Below are 13,516 nucleotides of genomic sequence, written 5' to 3'. Positions count from 1 at the left end.
CGCCGCGAGGAGTAAGAGAATGGCACACGGTCCAAAACCCGGATTCTCCCGGTGGCTGTATACCACCAACCACAAAGACATCGGCAGCATGTACCTATGGTTCAGCTTTGCCATGTTCCTGCTGGGCGGCTGCATGGCGCTGGTGATTCGCGCTGAATTGTTTGAGCCCGGTCTGCAAATTGTCGACCCAGAATTCTTTAACCAGATGACCACCATGCATGGTCTGATCATGGTCTTCGGGGCCGTGATGCCGGCATTTGTCGGCCTTGCCAACTGGATGATCCCGATGATGATCGGCGCTCCGGACATGGCGTTGCCACGCATGAACAACTGGAGCTTCTGGATCCTGCCCTTCGCCTTCGCGATGCTGGCCTCCACCCTGTTTATGGAGGGCGGTGCGCCGAACTTTGGCTGGACCTTCTACGCTCCGCTGTCCACCGAGTATGCGCCCCCGAGCGTGACCTTCTTTATCTTCTCGGTGCACATCATGGGTGCGTCTTCCATCATGGGCGCCATCAATATCATTGCCACCATCCTGAATATGCGTGCCCCGGGTATGACCCTGATGAAGATGCCGCTGTTCGTGTGGACCTGGCTGATCACCGCCTACCTGCTGATTGCCGTAATGCCGGTACTGGCGGGTGTTGTGACCATGATGCTGATGGATATCCACTTCGGTACCAGCTTCTTCAGTGCCGCTGGTGGTGGTGACCCGGTACTGTTCCAGCATGTGTTCTGGTTCTTCGGGCACCCCGAGGTGTACATCATGATTTTGCCGGCATTCGGCATCGTGTCTGCAATCATCCCGACCTTCGCACGCAAACCGCTGTTCGGTTATAGCTCGATGGTGTATGCGACCGCATCGATTGCCTTCCTGAGCTTCATCGTGTGGGCGCACCACATGTTTACCGTGGGTATGCCCATCGCCGGTGAACTCTTCTTCATGTATGCGACGATGCTGATTGCGGTACCGACCGGGGTGAAGGTATTTAACTGGGTCACCACGATGTTCCGGGGCTCAATGACCTTCGAAACCCCGATGCTGTTTTCCATCGCATTCGTGATTTTGTTCACCATTGGTGGCTTCTCCGGCTTGATGCTGGCAATCGCCCCGGCGGACTTCCAGTACCACGATACCTACTTTGTGGTAGCCCACTTCCACTATGTGCTGGTGCCTGGGGCGATCTTCTCGATTACCGCAGGTGTGTACTACTGGTTACCCAAGTGGACCGGCAATATGTACAACGAGACCATGGGTAAAGTGCATTTCTGGCTCGCCTTTATCGGCCTGAATGTGACTTTCTTCCCGATGCATTTTGTTGGTCTCGCCGGCATGCCCCGACGGATTCCGGATTATGCGCTGCAGTTTGCCGACTTTAACCAGATCGCCAGTGTCGGTGCCTTCCTGTTCGGCGCCGCGCAGATTGTGTTCCTGTTCAACGTGGTGCGTTGTGTGCAGGGTGGCAAGAAGGCGTCTGATGAAGTTTGGGAAAATCCCGAAGGTCTGGAGTGGACCGTTGCTTCGCCTGCGCCTTACCACACCTTCAGCACGCCTCCGGCGGTTCGTTGAGGAGTACGCTTAGATGGGCCTGAATGAAAACGCAAAGCTCACCGCAAAGCTGCTGGCGCTTGCCGCCAGCATGCTGGTGTTTGCGATTTTCATCATGCCGCCCCTGTACGATGCGTTTTGTGAAATCACCGGACTGAATGGCAAGACCGGTGGACGCTATGAGGCGGTGCCCGCCGCGGTGGTTTCGGATCGACTGGTCACGGTACAGTTTGTGGCAAACAACAACGAGACCATGCCGTGGCGCTTTGGTCCGCAAGTCGTTTCCATGCAAGTGCATCCCGGCGAAGTGATCGATACGGTATTTCTTGCCGAGAATCCCACCGATCGTTTCATGATAGGGCAGGCCATTCCGAGTCTCGTACCCTTCAAGGCCGCCAACTATTTTCACAAGACCGAATGTTTCTGCTTCAACCAGCAGGAGCTGGCTGCGGGAGAAAGCGCGGAGTTACCGCTGCGCTTTATTGTCGATCCTGATCTACCCGCGACTGTCACAACAATTACGCTTTCCTACACGCTGTTCGATGTCACGGAAAGAATGACGAACATTACGAATAACAAAGATACCGACTCCGAGCGAGAGGGATAAACGATATGTCCAGTGAAAGCACTTACTACGTGCCCGAGCAGTCCAAGCTGCCGATATTAGCGACCATCGGCCTTTTCCTTGTGGCCTTTGGTGCGGCCAACTGGATTAACGGCGGAAGCTCCTACATTTTCTTTGCCGGCGCTTTCGCAATGGCGGCAGTACTCTGGTTCTGGTTTGCCGCGGTTATTCGCGAAAATATGGCCGGACTGAACAGCGATCAGCTCAAGCGCTCTTATGTCTGGGGAATGGGCTGGTTTATCTTCTCCGAAGTCATGTTCTTTGCCGCTTTTTTTGGAGCGTTGTACTACATCCGCACCTTCTCGCTGCCCTGGCTGGGTGGTGAAGGCGAGCGCGGCGTGTCCAACATGCTGTGGGAAGGTTTTGAAAATACCTGGCCGCTGATGGTCACCCCCGATGCCGCTGTCCATGGCGATGCAGCCAAGGTCGTCGGCCCGGATGACATTATTGACCCGTGGCACCTGCCGCTCTTCAACACCATCATTCTTTTGCTCTCCAGCGTGACCGTACACATTGCCCACGTTTATCTGAAAAAGAACAACCGCAAAGGGTTCAATATTTGGCTGGGCGCAACCGTTTTACTGGGTATTGCCTTCCTGATCCTGCAGGTAGAGGAATACTACGTAGCCTATACCCAGCTGGGGCTCACACTGGAATCCGGAATTTACGGTACAACCTTCTTTATGCTCACCGGCTTCCACGGTGCGCATGTGACGCTGGGTACGATCATGCTGCTGATCATGCTGTTACGCTCCGTGATCGCACAGCACTTCAAGCCCGATGACCATTTTGGTTTTGAAGCATCGAGCTGGTACTGGCACTTTGTCGATGTCGTGTGGGTGGGACTGTTTATCTTTGTGTATGTGCTGGGGTCCTGATGACCCGCAGCTAAAGGGAGAGGGCGCAGTGTTTACTGCGCCCCCACTGCCAAGTTACAGACTTCGTTAAAGATCAGTAACGATTGGCCCAGGGCGCCGTGTTGTGCAGGATGCCGCTGTCAAAGCCATACCAGATGGCCAGCAGTAAAAAAGCGGCAAGAGAAACGCGGATGCCGAGGGCATAAAGGGTACGCTTGGATTCTGGTGCGCCCATATCGCGTAACAGGAAAAAGATTGCACTGGTAAGGCTGGCCAGTACCGCGAGAAACAGCAAAACAATAATTATTTTCAGCCACATTTGTAATTCGCCATTTGATGTAGGCGCCTGCTAGCAGGCGAAAATCGGCATGACAACACATACCCGAACGGCGCAACCAGGTTCTCCTCAACAGGAGCCGGTGCAAACCAGAGCAGCCAGTGTAGCACTGATCACCAACTGGCCGTTGACCTTGTTCTGCGTCTTGCTTCTGCCAGTTCTGATTTCTCTCGGCTTCTGGCAAAAGTCCCGTGGGCTCGATAAGGAAATCCTGCTTGCCCAGATTGACCGCCAACTGTCTGCCCAGCCTGTTTCGCCCGCTGAACTGGACCAAATCACCGCGTTTACCCCGGTGCGTCTGCAGGGGCGCTACACGAGTGAATTTTTCTTCCTCGACAATCGTACTCGCGAGGGCCGGGTCGGGTATGAAGTATTGCAGGTATTTGCGTCTGCCGGAGAACGTTGGCTGGTCAACCGCGGATGGATTGCCGCGGGACCAAGTCGCGCGGAGTTGCCCACCGTCGAATGGCCCGATCAACCCATAACGATTACCGCTTTTACGGTCCCCGTGATTGAGGCGCCGGCAACGCCGATGATCGCCAGCGGCAGCCGACAGCAACAACTGTCACAGTCACTGCAGCGCGCACTTACGATTCGCGATCCCCAATGGGGGCTTCGCCTGAGCGCCGATTCTCCCAGCGCGCTCTACACCGATTGGCAGTTTTATAACAGTCCACCCGATCGCCATTACGCCTATTCCGTACAGTGGTTCGCCATGGCCGGTGCACTGGTGGTATTGTGGATCATCGCGGCCACCTCATTGCCGCGCCACCCACTCGTGACGCGAAGACGACAACTACAACAAAAAGAGAGAGGTGCCTCGTCGTGAGTCCTTCCGAAAATGAATCGACACCAACCACAGGGCGCAGCCGCATGCAGGCGTTTTCCGTGGTCGCCTCAGTGGTGCTCCCCATTCTCGCCGCCTATACGGTCTACTACACCGGTATTGGAATGCCGGACGGTACGGCCAACCAGGGGGACTTGTTACAACCACCCCAAAACATCACCCAGTTGCCGATGCTGGAGGAAGGCGAGGGCCAGTTGCAATGGCAGCGCGAAGAGGCCAAGTGGCGATTCTTGATCGTTGCAGATGATGCCTGCTCGATGGACTGCGAGCAGATGCTGTATACCAGTCGCCAGGTGCACGTGCGTCTCGGTGATAAGGCGACGCGGGTGGAACGCATGCTGGTCAGCTCCGCGCCACTGTCTGAATCTCGCCGGGCGGAGTTGGAAAAGCTGCATCCGCGGCTGCGATTTATGACGCTTGCCCCGGACGCGCTGTCGACGTTGCTGGAAAATACCAGCCACCAGCAATTGCCACTTCCGGGCGGTTTACTTGTGGACCAGCAAGGTTTCGCCATGATGGTGTACAACAACGACCACAGCGGCAATCAGATGCTGAAAGACATCAAGCGACTTTTGAAATATTCCTACGAGCAGTAACCAGGATACGTAATGAGAAATTACCTCGACGACGATACCAACCCGCGCAATGACTGGCGTAAGCGCGTCGCGATTGGCGGCACGCTGCTGGCCGTGGTGGTCGTTGTCCTTGGCGCATTTACCCGACTGGCCGATGCCGGGCTTGGGTGCCCGGATTGGCCCGGTTGCTATGGCCATCTGTTATGGCCCGATGAGACCCATGAAATCGAAGCGGCGAATCGTGCCTACCCCGACGCGCCGGTAGAGCTGGATAAAACCTGGCCGGAAATGGTTCACCGGTATTTCGCCGGGACCCTGATGTTGTTGATTTTGGGGCTTACCGTTATGGCGTGGCGCCGACGCGGTCAGCGCGGCTTTGTCCAGACCCATGTATTGCTCGCCCTGGTGATTGTGCAGGCTTTGTTTGGCATGTGGACGGTCACCCTGAAGTTGTGGCCGCAGGTTGTCACGTTGCACCTGCTCGGTGGCATGGCGACCCTGTCGATGCTCTGGCTGCTAGTGGAGCGATTACGCTACCGAAAACGACTCGTGCCGGTGCATGAATTCCGTGCCCTGCAGAAATTACGCCCACTGGCTGTGGTGGCGACGGTCGCCGTCGCGCTGCAGATTGCCCTGGGTGGGTGGACCAGTTCCAACTATGCGGCACTGGCTTGCGCAGACTTCCCCACTTGTCATGGAGAGTGGTGGCCGGCGATGGATTTCCGCGAGGGCTTCAATATCGCCCAGCAAATCGGGCCGAACTATCTGGGCGGTGCATTGGAAAGCGATGCCCGGACCGCAATTCATATGACACACAGGATCGGCGCCATCGTGGTCAGTATTCTGGTGCTGTGGGTCGCGATACTGGCCTGGCGAGCGGGTTCACGCCGCTGGGCGGTGGGTTTGTCTCTGGCATTGCTGCTGCAGGTCTGCCTCGGCATTGCCAACGTGGTGATGTCGCTGCCACTGCCCATTGCCGTCGCGCATAACGCGGGTGCCGCCTTCCTGTTGCTCGGATTACTGACATTCTGTTATCGAATACGCACCGTGCAGCCGCGTATGAGCTCAACCTACAACGAATAAAAAGCTGTAAAGCAGAGGTGAGAAAATGACCACACAAAGTATCGCGACGGAACGCCCCGATTGGCGCGACTACTACGAACTGACCAAGCCGCGGGTGGTCATGTTGATGATTCTCACCTCGGTCATCGGTATGTTACTTGCCGTGCCGGGCATGGTGCCGCTGGATATCCTGGTGCTCGGTAATCTGGGTATTGCGCTCTGCGCCGGCAGCGCCGCCGCGGTGAATCATCTGGTGGACCGCCATATCGATATCAAGATGGCTCGGACCCACAATCGGCCGGTTGCCAAAGGCCGGGTGGAGCCGCAGAAAGCCCTGGTGTTCGCGCTGGTGCTGGGTTGCGCGGGCATGGCAATCTTGCTGGTGTACGTCAACGCGTTGACTGCCTGGCTAACGCTCGGGTCGCTATTGGGATATGCGGTGGTTTACACCATGTTCCTCAAACGGGCCACGCCACAGAATATTGTGATTGGCGGTATTGCCGGTGCGGCACCGCCGTTGCTCGGCTGGATCGCCGTTACCGGTGAAATCCACGGTCATGCGCTTTTGCTGGTGTTGATCATTTTTGCCTGGACGCCGCCGCACTTCTGGGCGCTCGCCGTGCATCGCCGGGACGATTACGCCAAGGCGGACATTCCGATGCTGCCGGTGACGCACGGTGTGGGATACACCAAGCTGCACATTTTGCTGTATACCCTGATCCTGATCGCGGTGACACTGTTGCCGTTCGCGACTGCAATGCTCGGCTGGCTCTACTTGCTGGGCGCGGTTGTGCTCGGCCTGGGCTTCCTGTACTGGGCAATAGAAATGTTGCGGGATAAAAATCCCAATGCGGGAATGGAAACCTTTAAATATTCCATCGTTTATCTGATGGCCCTGTTCAGCATTATGCTGCTGGATCACTACCTGATAGAGGTGTAATTGTGAATGAGGTTTTGACGTCTCAACACCGCGCGGATCGTGACCCGGCGCAACAACGCGGGATTATGGTCACCGTCGTGGTACTGGTGCTGTTTATGCTGGCGGTGCTCGCGGGATTCCTGAATAAGCTGAGCAAGCCCCGCGTACTCACGGCCAGTGAGCTACATGCAAACGGAGCCGTAGAGCTGGAGCGTCCCAGAATGCTCAGCGAGTTCACCCTGCTATCTGACGACAACCAGCCATTCACCCAGGCGGCGCTGGAAGGTCAGTGGACATTGATGTTTTTTGGCTTTACCCACTGCCCCGATATTTGTCCAACCACCATGGGGCTGTTGAATCAATTTTACCAGACACTGGATGAGGAAACGCGGAGCGATACGAGTGTGGTACTGATTTCGGTCGATCCGCGGCGGGATACCACCGACAAGCTGGCCCCGTATGTGGATTATTTCAACAAGCAATTCAGTGGTGTCACCGGTGAATTTCTCGATATAAAAAGATTTGCCAACCAGCTCAATGTTCCGTTCAACAAGGTTCCGCTGGAGAATGGAGACTACACGGTGGATCACGGCTCGCAGGTGGTATTGATCAATCCACGCGGGCACTACCATGCATTCTTCAAGGCCCCACTGGATCCCGCCAAGCTCAAGCTCACCTATCGCTCCATACGCGCAACCTACAATGGTTGAGCGTTAGTGTATTGACCGGGTTCAGCTGGGCTTGCTGCGCAGCTGAACCAGCAAGAAAACCATCGCTGCCGCGAGTACGATCGATGGTCCGGCAGGGGTGTTCCACAAGACGGATGCCAGCAGGCCCAGCACCACGGCGGCACTGCCGATCAGCGCGGCGCCCAATGCCATTTGCTCCGGGGTGCGCGACAGACGCCGTGCGGCAGCGGCCGGGATAATCAACAGTGCGGTAATCAGCAATACGCCCACCACTTTCATCGCGATCGCAATCAGCAAGGCCAGCATCAACATGAGGGTCAGCCGGACCCTCTCGACGGGAACCCCCTCGGCCGCAGCCAACTCTTCATTGAGCGTAAACTCCAACAAGTGCTCCCACTGCATAAAGAGCAGCACTGCGATGATCGCTACAGCGGCCAGCATCAGCCCGATATCCTCGAGGCTCACTGCGAGCAGGTCGCCGAGCAACAGCGACAGCAGGTCCACATTGATACCAAACACACTGACGGTCACAATGCCGAGGGCCAGCATCGAATGCGACAGGATACCGAGCAGCGTATCCACTGAAAGGCGCTGGTTGCGTTGCAGATAGACCAGCAGGAAAGCCAGTACACAGCTGGTAAAGCCCACTGCCAGCGTCGGCTGCACGTGCAGCAGGAAACCGAGCGTCACACCCAGCAGAGCGGAATGCGCGAGCGTATCGCCGAAATAGGCCATGCGCCGCCACACCGCAAAACAGCCGAGCGGCCCACTCACGATGGCAACCAACAAGCCGGCTGCCAGTGCCATCCACAGGAACGGGCTCGCCAGGATCTGGCTCAGGGCTTCCATTTAATCGTCCCCCCGCCCGTGGTCATGCCGACACTGGTTGCCAACGATATGGCCACTAAAGTCGTGCTCGTGATTGTGGTGATGGGTATACGGTGCAAGCTTGTCACCAAATAAAGCCAGGTAGGCGGGGTCCTTGCTGACCTGGTCCGGATGGCCGCTACAACAGACATGCTGATTGATGCACAACACCTTGTCGGTTGCGGCCATGACCAGGTGCAGATCGTGGGAAACCAGCAACACGCCACAACCGAGCTGATCTCGCAGGGCGGCAATCAGTTGGTAAACCTCGGCCTGGCCACGCAGGTCGACGCCCTGGGTGGGTTCATCGAGCACCATCAATTGCGGCTTGCGTGCAGCTGCCCGGGCAAGCAAGACCCGTTGCATCTCTCCGCCAGACAGTGCGGCCAAATCGGCGTCCGCCAGTTGCGCGGCGCCCACCATCTGCAGGGCTTCATCGGCTGCGGTGCGGTCAACATCGGTATTGCCCAGCTGCAGGAAGCGAGACACCGACATGGGCATGGAGGCGTCAACATGCATCCGTTGGGGCATGTAGGCGAGCCTGAGCTTGGCAGCATGTTCGACACTGCCGCTGGTCGGGCGGCGCAACCGCAGCAGCAGCCTTAATAGGGAAGTCTTGCCGGCACCATTGGGGCCAATGATGGTGACAATTTCACCGGGCACCAGCGCCAGGGAAATGCCGCTCAGGATTTGTCTGCCGTTGGCGACCAGGCTCAGGTCGTCGGCTTTGATCAGGGGGGGCGGCTGGCTCAGGGTGGGATCTCCAAAGGTCGGCGGCGAGACGGGCGCAATTGATCGCCAAGCGTGTGATCCATCTGTTTCCATTCATGGGTTTGGCCGGCTGGATGCTATTATATCGCACTTTAACTCCTGACCTGTGACCCAGATGTCCCCTCTGCAGTACCTCAAGAAACGATTGACTGTCTTCCTGCTCGTCACCGCGGCTTGCCTCGCAGCCTGCGGCGAGGCGCCGCAGCGCGGCGAGCCGACGATCGTCGTGAGTGTGCGTCCGCTCGCCCTGATCGCGCAGGAGGTGGTTGCCGGGGCGCCGCAACCCTGGTCGATACATGTGCTGGCAGAAAATACTGATCCGCATCGGTATGCCCCGGGGATGGCTGATCGTTCTGCCATCGAACAGTCTGCGCTGGTCGTGTGGCTCGGCCCGCAGATGGAGAGCGTACTGGCCCGACAACTGGCGCAGGTGCCGGCGCAGCGGCAGCTCACCCTGTTAGAAGACGGCGAATTTGAGTTCAGCGCTGCGCGCGCGGACGATGGACATATCTGGTTGCGCCCCGTGAATGCGGCGCGAGCGGCCGGACAACTGGCTGAGCGACTGGCACAACTGGATCCCGCCGAGGCGGACGGCTACCGCAAGCGGGCCGCGGAATTCTCCCGTAGTATGGCGGGGCTGCAGGCTCAGGTGCAGCGCCAGTTGCAGCCATTTCGCGAGGTGCCGATTGTGGTTGGTCACGATGCGTTCGGACATTTGCTTGGCCCCGCAGGCCTGCAGACCCAGGCGCTCGGTGGCGCCCATGCCGGGCACGGCGCACGGGCGATGCTGGAATTACAGCAAGCTGATGGTGGCTGTCTGTTTGGCGAATGGCCAGAGAATGACCGCGACCGCCAGACCGCGGAACATCTCGGACTGCGCTATGCAGGGCTCGACCTGATGGGCGCCGGGCTCGCGGCCGATGCCACTTACCCGGATCTGATCGAGCGTCTGCTTGCCCAGGTACAGTCCTGCCTCGCTGAGAATGTCACGCAGGCCGAGTAACCGTCCTGCGTCGGGGCGAGTCAGGTTGCCTCGTCACTTTCCCGCAATTTCTCAACGCGAACGCGTTCCTGCTCCTGCTGTTGTCGCAGTAACTCGAGCTGACGTCGCTGGCGCTCCTCGAGCAGCTTTTTTTGTTCGCGGCGGCTTTCCTGCAGGAGTTTTTGCAGTGGATCCACTGTTTCCGGCTCCGCATTGGGCTGTTCCTCCTGCTCTTCCAGGTCCGCCAGTACCATTGGTGGTGGGTTCACCACCGACGCGGCGAACACAGGAAAAGTGAAACAAGTGGATGAGAGGAGCAGAGCGGACAAAATTACACGTGTCATGGTAAATCCCTCGTTGACCGATTGCGCTTGCCGTCCCGGATAATGGCCGGGCGGCTATTGCACTGCGCCGTCGTTGCCGGCGAGTAACGACTCGTGGACGATTTGGTGAATATCCTGCGTCGTTCCAATGAAAGCCTAGAGGTTGGGACTGGCTCCGAAGCGTGACTGCGATGACTGCCAATAAACGGCGGTCGGGACGAGCGAAAAAAGACGATCGCGGTTATCCTGTCGACCGAAATTAAATAACCCTGAAATTCTTCACTTCCGGAAGTTATGAGTAACAGTCAATCCAGTGCCGCCCCACTGATCCTGGTCGATGGATCTTCTTATCTCTACCGCGCTTTCCACGCGCTGCCGCCCCTGGAGACCAGCAAGGGCCAGCCCACCGGAGCGGTACGCGGCGTGATCAGTATGCTGAGGCGTCACCTCAAAGATCATCCGGACAGCACCGTCGCTGTCGTATTCGATGCCAAGGGCAAGACGTTCCGCGACGAACTGTTTGCCGATTACAAATCCCACCGCCCGCCGATGCCGGACGACCTGCGCGCGCAGATTCAGCCGATCCACGACGTAATCGATGCCATGGGCTTGCCGCGCATCGTCATTGACGGGGTAGAGGCGGACGACGTCATTGGCACGCTGGCCATCCAGGCGCAGGAACAGGGGTTACCGGTGATTATCTCGACCGGTGACAAAGACATGGCGCAACTGGTGGGCCCGGGGGTCACCCTGGTCAATACCATGTCCAACACGGAGCTGGACACCGACGGCGTCAAGGAGAAGTTCGGCGTAGGCCCCGAGCTGATCATCGACTTCCTGGCGTTGATGGGCGACAAGGCGGATAACATTCCCGGCGTGCCCGGGGTGGGTGAAAAAACTGCCCTGGCGCTGCTTCAGGGATTGGGCAGCCTGAAGGATATTTATGCCGATCTGGAAGCGATTGCGCCGCTCGGTTTTCGGGGCAGCAAGACGCTGGCCAAGAAAATGGAAGCGCATCGCGAGGCGGCGGACCTGTCCTACCTGTTGGCCACCATCAAGACCGATGTGGAAATGCCCTACGCGCCGGCAGAATTGCACAATGCGGAGCCGGACAAATCCCGCCTGGCCGAACTGTTTGGTGAACTCGAGTTCCGCGGCTGGCTGGAAGAGCTGGATGGGGGCGAAGAGGCGGCGGAAGCCATGGCCGAGGCCGTCGAGCGCAATTACCAGGTGGTCACCGATCCCGCGGAGTTTGCGGCCTGGCTGGCGCGCCTGAAAGAGGCCGAGATCTTCGCGTTTGATACCGAGACCACCAGCCTCAACTATATGCAGGCCAAGCTGGTTGGCGTGAGTTTTGCGGTGGAGCCCGGCGAAGCCGCCTACGTGCCGATGGCGCACGACTATATGGGTGCGCCGGCGCAGTTACCCTTTGACGACGTGCTCGCGGCGCTGAAGCCGCTGCTGGAGGATCCGGCGCAGAAAAAAGTGGGGCAGAACCTTAAGTACGACAGCCACATTCTTGCCAACTATGGCATCGAGCTGGCCGGCGTGGCCCGCGATACCATGCTCGAGTCCTATGTGCTCGACAGCACCGGCAGCCGCCACGATATGGATAGCCTGGCGCTGAAATACCTCAACGAAAATACGGTGCATTTCGAGGATATTGCCGGTAAAGGTGCCAAACAGCTGACCTTCAACCAGATCGAACTCGACAAGGCGGGCCCTTACGCGGCGGAGGATGCGGACATCACCCTGCGCCTGCACCATGAGCTGAGCGGCCGCCTGTCCGCGGAGCCGACCCTCGAAAAAGTACTCGATACCATCGAAATGCCGCTGATGCCCATCCTCGCGCGTATCGAGCGCAATGGCGCCTATATTGATGCGGCCATGCTGGCTGCACAGAGCGCCGAACTCGAAAAGAAGATGCGCGAGACCGAGCAAAAGGCGTTTGCCGAAGCCGGCGAGGAGTTCAATCTCGGGTCCACCAAACAGCTGGGTGCCATCCTGTTCGAGAAGCTGCAGATCCCGGTGATCAAGAAAACCCCCAAGGGTGCCCCCTCGACCGCCGAACCGGTACTGCAGGAGCTGGCCCTGAGCCACGCGTTGCCGGCGCTGATTATGGAATACCGCGGCCTGGCCAAGCTGAAGAACACGTACACCGACAAACTGCCGCAGATGATCGACCCCGCCACCGGGCGGGTGCACACCTCCTACCATCAGGCGGTCACAGCCACCGGGCGACTGTCATCCAGTGACCCGAACCTGCAGAACATTCCCATTCGCAGCGAAGAGGGCCGCCGTATCCGCCAGGCATTCGTCGCAGACCCGCGCATCAATGGTGGCAGCGTGATCATGGCGGCGGACTACTCGCAGATCGAGCTGCGCATCATGGCGCACCTGTCCGGCGACAAGGGGCTGGTCGATGCCTTTGCCCAGGGCGCTGATATCCACCGCGCCACCGCCGCGGAGGTGTTCGAGGTCCCGCTGGACGAGGTCAGCGATGAGCAACGCCGCCGCGCCAAGGCCATCAACTTCGGCCTGATCTATGGTATGTCGGCCTTCGGCCTGGCACGTCAGCTGGATATCCCGCGGGCGGATGCGCAGCAATATATTGATCGATACTTCGAGCGCTATCCGGGTGTGCTGGCCTATATGGACAACACCCGCAAGCACGCTGCCGACAAGGGTTATGTGGAGACCCTGTTCGGGCGCCGCCTCTACCTGCCGCAGATCAATGCCCGCAATGGCGCCCTGCGACAGGCCGCGGAGCGCACCGCGATCAACGCGCCGATGCAGGGCACCGCTGCCGATATCATCAAGATGGCAATGATCCGCGTGGATGAATGGCTGCGAGAGCAGCAGCTGCAGACCCGCCTGATCATGCAGGTCCACGATGAACTGGTGCTGGAAGTCCCCGGCGATGAGCTGGAGCAGGTCAGGGAGGGCTTGACCCGGCTGATGGAAGACGCCGCCCAGCTGGACGTGCCGCTGATCGTTGATGTTGGTGTGGGAGCCAGTTGGGACGAGGCGCACTGACCCGTGCCGGCAACCCCGGAGGCCCCGTAAATCGGGGCCCGGCAATATCTGGCCAATAAAAATTCATTTTTTTTGCC

The 13,516-nt window shown here is 58.4% G+C and carries 14 protein-coding genes; 10 read left to right on the top strand and 4 right to left on the bottom strand.

The window, feature by feature from the left end:
• Positions 1-19: 19 nt before the first annotated feature.
• Genes ctaD through ACXAD0_RS02280 form a run of 3 tightly spaced genes read left to right on the top strand, consistent with a single transcriptional unit; the run spans position 20 to position 3,052 of the window.
• Positions 20-1,570 (top strand): cytochrome c oxidase subunit I, encoded by a 1,551-nt coding sequence (gene ctaD / locus ACXAD0_RS02290; protein ID WP_475086725.1) that lies wholly within the window; start codon positions 20-22, stop codon positions 1,568-1,570.
• A 13-nt stretch (positions 1,571-1,583) separates the two neighbouring features.
• Positions 1,584-2,156: a cytochrome c oxidase assembly protein gene (locus tag ACXAD0_RS02285; protein WP_475086724.1), complete on the top strand. Its 573-nt coding sequence runs from the start codon at positions 1,584-1,586 to the stop codon at positions 2,154-2,156.
• Between the two features lie 5 nt (positions 2,157-2,161).
• Positions 2,162-3,052 (top strand): cytochrome c oxidase subunit 3, encoded by an 891-nt coding sequence (locus tag ACXAD0_RS02280; RefSeq protein WP_475086723.1) that lies wholly within the window; start codon positions 2,162-2,164, stop codon positions 3,050-3,052.
• Positions 3,053-3,125: 73 nt separating this feature from the next.
• Here the strand turns inward: ACXAD0_RS02280 and ACXAD0_RS02275 are convergent, their stop codons facing one another.
• Positions 3,126-3,350, bottom strand: a complete 225-nt coding sequence (locus ACXAD0_RS02275) for a DUF2909 domain-containing protein (protein WP_475086722.1) — start codon at positions 3,348-3,350, stop codon at positions 3,126-3,128.
• A 49-nt stretch (positions 3,351-3,399) separates the two neighbouring features.
• On the opposite strand from ACXAD0_RS02275, the gene ACXAD0_RS02270 reads away from it, so the two are divergent.
• From ACXAD0_RS02270 to ACXAD0_RS02250, 5 genes are read left to right on the top strand one after another with little or no spacing between them, the layout of a single operon-like run.
• Positions 3,400-4,197 (top strand): SURF1 family protein, encoded by a 798-nt coding sequence (locus tag ACXAD0_RS02270; RefSeq protein WP_475086721.1) that lies wholly within the window; start codon positions 3,400-3,402, stop codon positions 4,195-4,197.
• A complete protein-coding gene (locus ACXAD0_RS02265; RefSeq protein WP_475086720.1) occupies positions 4,194-4,811 on the top strand; it encodes a hypothetical protein in 618 nt (205 codons plus the stop codon). Before ACXAD0_RS02270 ends, ACXAD0_RS02265 begins: the two co-directional genes overlap by 4 nt.
• 12 nt (positions 4,812-4,823) lie before the next feature.
• On the top strand, positions 4,824-5,873 hold the full coding sequence (locus ACXAD0_RS02260; protein WP_475086719.1) for a COX15/CtaA family protein: 1,050 nt from the start codon (positions 4,824-4,826) through the stop codon (positions 5,871-5,873).
• Between the two features lie 25 nt (positions 5,874-5,898).
• Positions 5,899-6,792 carry a heme o synthase gene (gene cyoE / locus ACXAD0_RS02255; RefSeq protein ID WP_475086718.1) on the top strand — a complete coding sequence of 298 codons (894 nt, stop codon included), beginning with the start codon at positions 5,899-5,901 and terminating at the stop codon, positions 6,790-6,792.
• Positions 6,793-6,794: 2 nt separating this feature from the next.
• Positions 6,795-7,481: an SCO family protein gene (locus ACXAD0_RS02250; RefSeq protein WP_475086717.1), complete on the top strand. Its 687-nt coding sequence runs from the start codon at positions 6,795-6,797 to the stop codon at positions 7,479-7,481.
• Between the two features lie 21 nt (positions 7,482-7,502).
• Here the strand turns inward: ACXAD0_RS02250 and ACXAD0_RS02245 are convergent, their stop codons facing one another.
• Together ACXAD0_RS02245 and ACXAD0_RS02240 are read right to left on the bottom strand one after the other, a co-directional pair.
• Positions 7,503-8,309, bottom strand: a complete 807-nt coding sequence (locus tag ACXAD0_RS02245) for an iron chelate uptake ABC transporter family permease subunit (protein ID WP_475086716.1) — start codon at positions 8,307-8,309, stop codon at positions 7,503-7,505.
• A complete protein-coding gene (locus ACXAD0_RS02240) occupies positions 8,310-9,062 on the bottom strand; it encodes an ATP-binding cassette domain-containing protein (protein WP_475090293.1) in 753 nt (250 codons plus the stop codon).
• A 151-nt stretch (positions 9,063-9,213) separates the two neighbouring features.
• Here ACXAD0_RS02240 and ACXAD0_RS02235 point away from each other — a divergent pair, with 151 nt between their 5' ends.
• The gene (locus tag ACXAD0_RS02235; RefSeq protein WP_475086715.1) at positions 9,214-10,101 is read left to right on the top strand and encodes a metal ABC transporter solute-binding protein, Zn/Mn family; all 888 of its coding nucleotides are present in this window, start codon (positions 9,214-9,216) and stop codon (positions 10,099-10,101) included.
• A gap of 20 nt (positions 10,102-10,121) precedes the next feature.
• Here the strand turns inward: ACXAD0_RS02235 and ACXAD0_RS02230 are convergent, their stop codons facing one another.
• Complete coding sequence (locus ACXAD0_RS02230; RefSeq protein ID WP_475086714.1) at positions 10,122-10,424, bottom strand: hypothetical protein; 303 nt, start codon at positions 10,422-10,424, stop codon at positions 10,122-10,124.
• 273 nt (positions 10,425-10,697) lie between these two features.
• On the opposite strand from ACXAD0_RS02230, the gene polA reads away from it, so the two are divergent.
• Positions 10,698-13,439 (top strand): DNA polymerase I, encoded by a 2,742-nt coding sequence (gene polA, locus ACXAD0_RS02225; RefSeq protein WP_475086713.1) that lies wholly within the window; start codon positions 10,698-10,700, stop codon positions 13,437-13,439.
• Positions 13,440-13,516 lie beyond the last annotated feature (77 nt).

This window comes from Microbulbifer sp. ABF4_148 (assembly GCF_056158985.1).
This window is presented reverse-complemented; position numbering and strand designations above follow the sequence as displayed.

Bases quoted from the DNA above. Each gene is read 5' to 3' on its own strand.
- ctaD (WP_475086725.1), top strand. From the start codon at position 20: ATGGCACACGGTCCAAAACCCGGATTCTCCCGGTGGCTGTATACCACC.
- ACXAD0_RS02285 (WP_475086724.1), top strand. From the start codon at position 1,584: ATGGGCCTGAATGAAAACGCAAAGCTCACCGCAAAGCTGCTGGCGCTT.
- ACXAD0_RS02280 (WP_475086723.1), top strand. From the start codon at position 2,162: ATGTCCAGTGAAAGCACTTACTACGTGCCCGAGCAGTCCAAGCTGCCG.
- ACXAD0_RS02275 (WP_475086722.1), bottom strand. From the start codon at position 3,350: ATGTGGCTGAAAATAATTATTGTTTTGCTGTTTCTCGCGGTACTGGCC.
- ACXAD0_RS02270 (WP_475086721.1), top strand. From the start codon at position 3,400: ATGACAACACATACCCGAACGGCGCAACCAGGTTCTCCTCAACAGGAG.
- ACXAD0_RS02260 (WP_475086719.1), top strand. From the start codon at position 4,824: ATGAGAAATTACCTCGACGACGATACCAACCCGCGCAATGACTGGCGT.
- cyoE (WP_475086718.1), top strand. From the start codon at position 5,899: ATGACCACACAAAGTATCGCGACGGAACGCCCCGATTGGCGCGACTAC.
- ACXAD0_RS02245 (WP_475086716.1), bottom strand. From the start codon at position 8,309: ATGGAAGCCCTGAGCCAGATCCTGGCGAGCCCGTTCCTGTGGATGGCA.
- ACXAD0_RS02235 (WP_475086715.1), top strand. From the start codon at position 9,214: ATGTCCCCTCTGCAGTACCTCAAGAAACGATTGACTGTCTTCCTGCTC.
- ACXAD0_RS02230 (WP_475086714.1), bottom strand. From the start codon at position 10,424: ATGACACGTGTAATTTTGTCCGCTCTGCTCCTCTCATCCACTTGTTTC.
- polA (WP_475086713.1), top strand. From the start codon at position 10,698: ATGAGTAACAGTCAATCCAGTGCCGCCCCACTGATCCTGGTCGATGGA.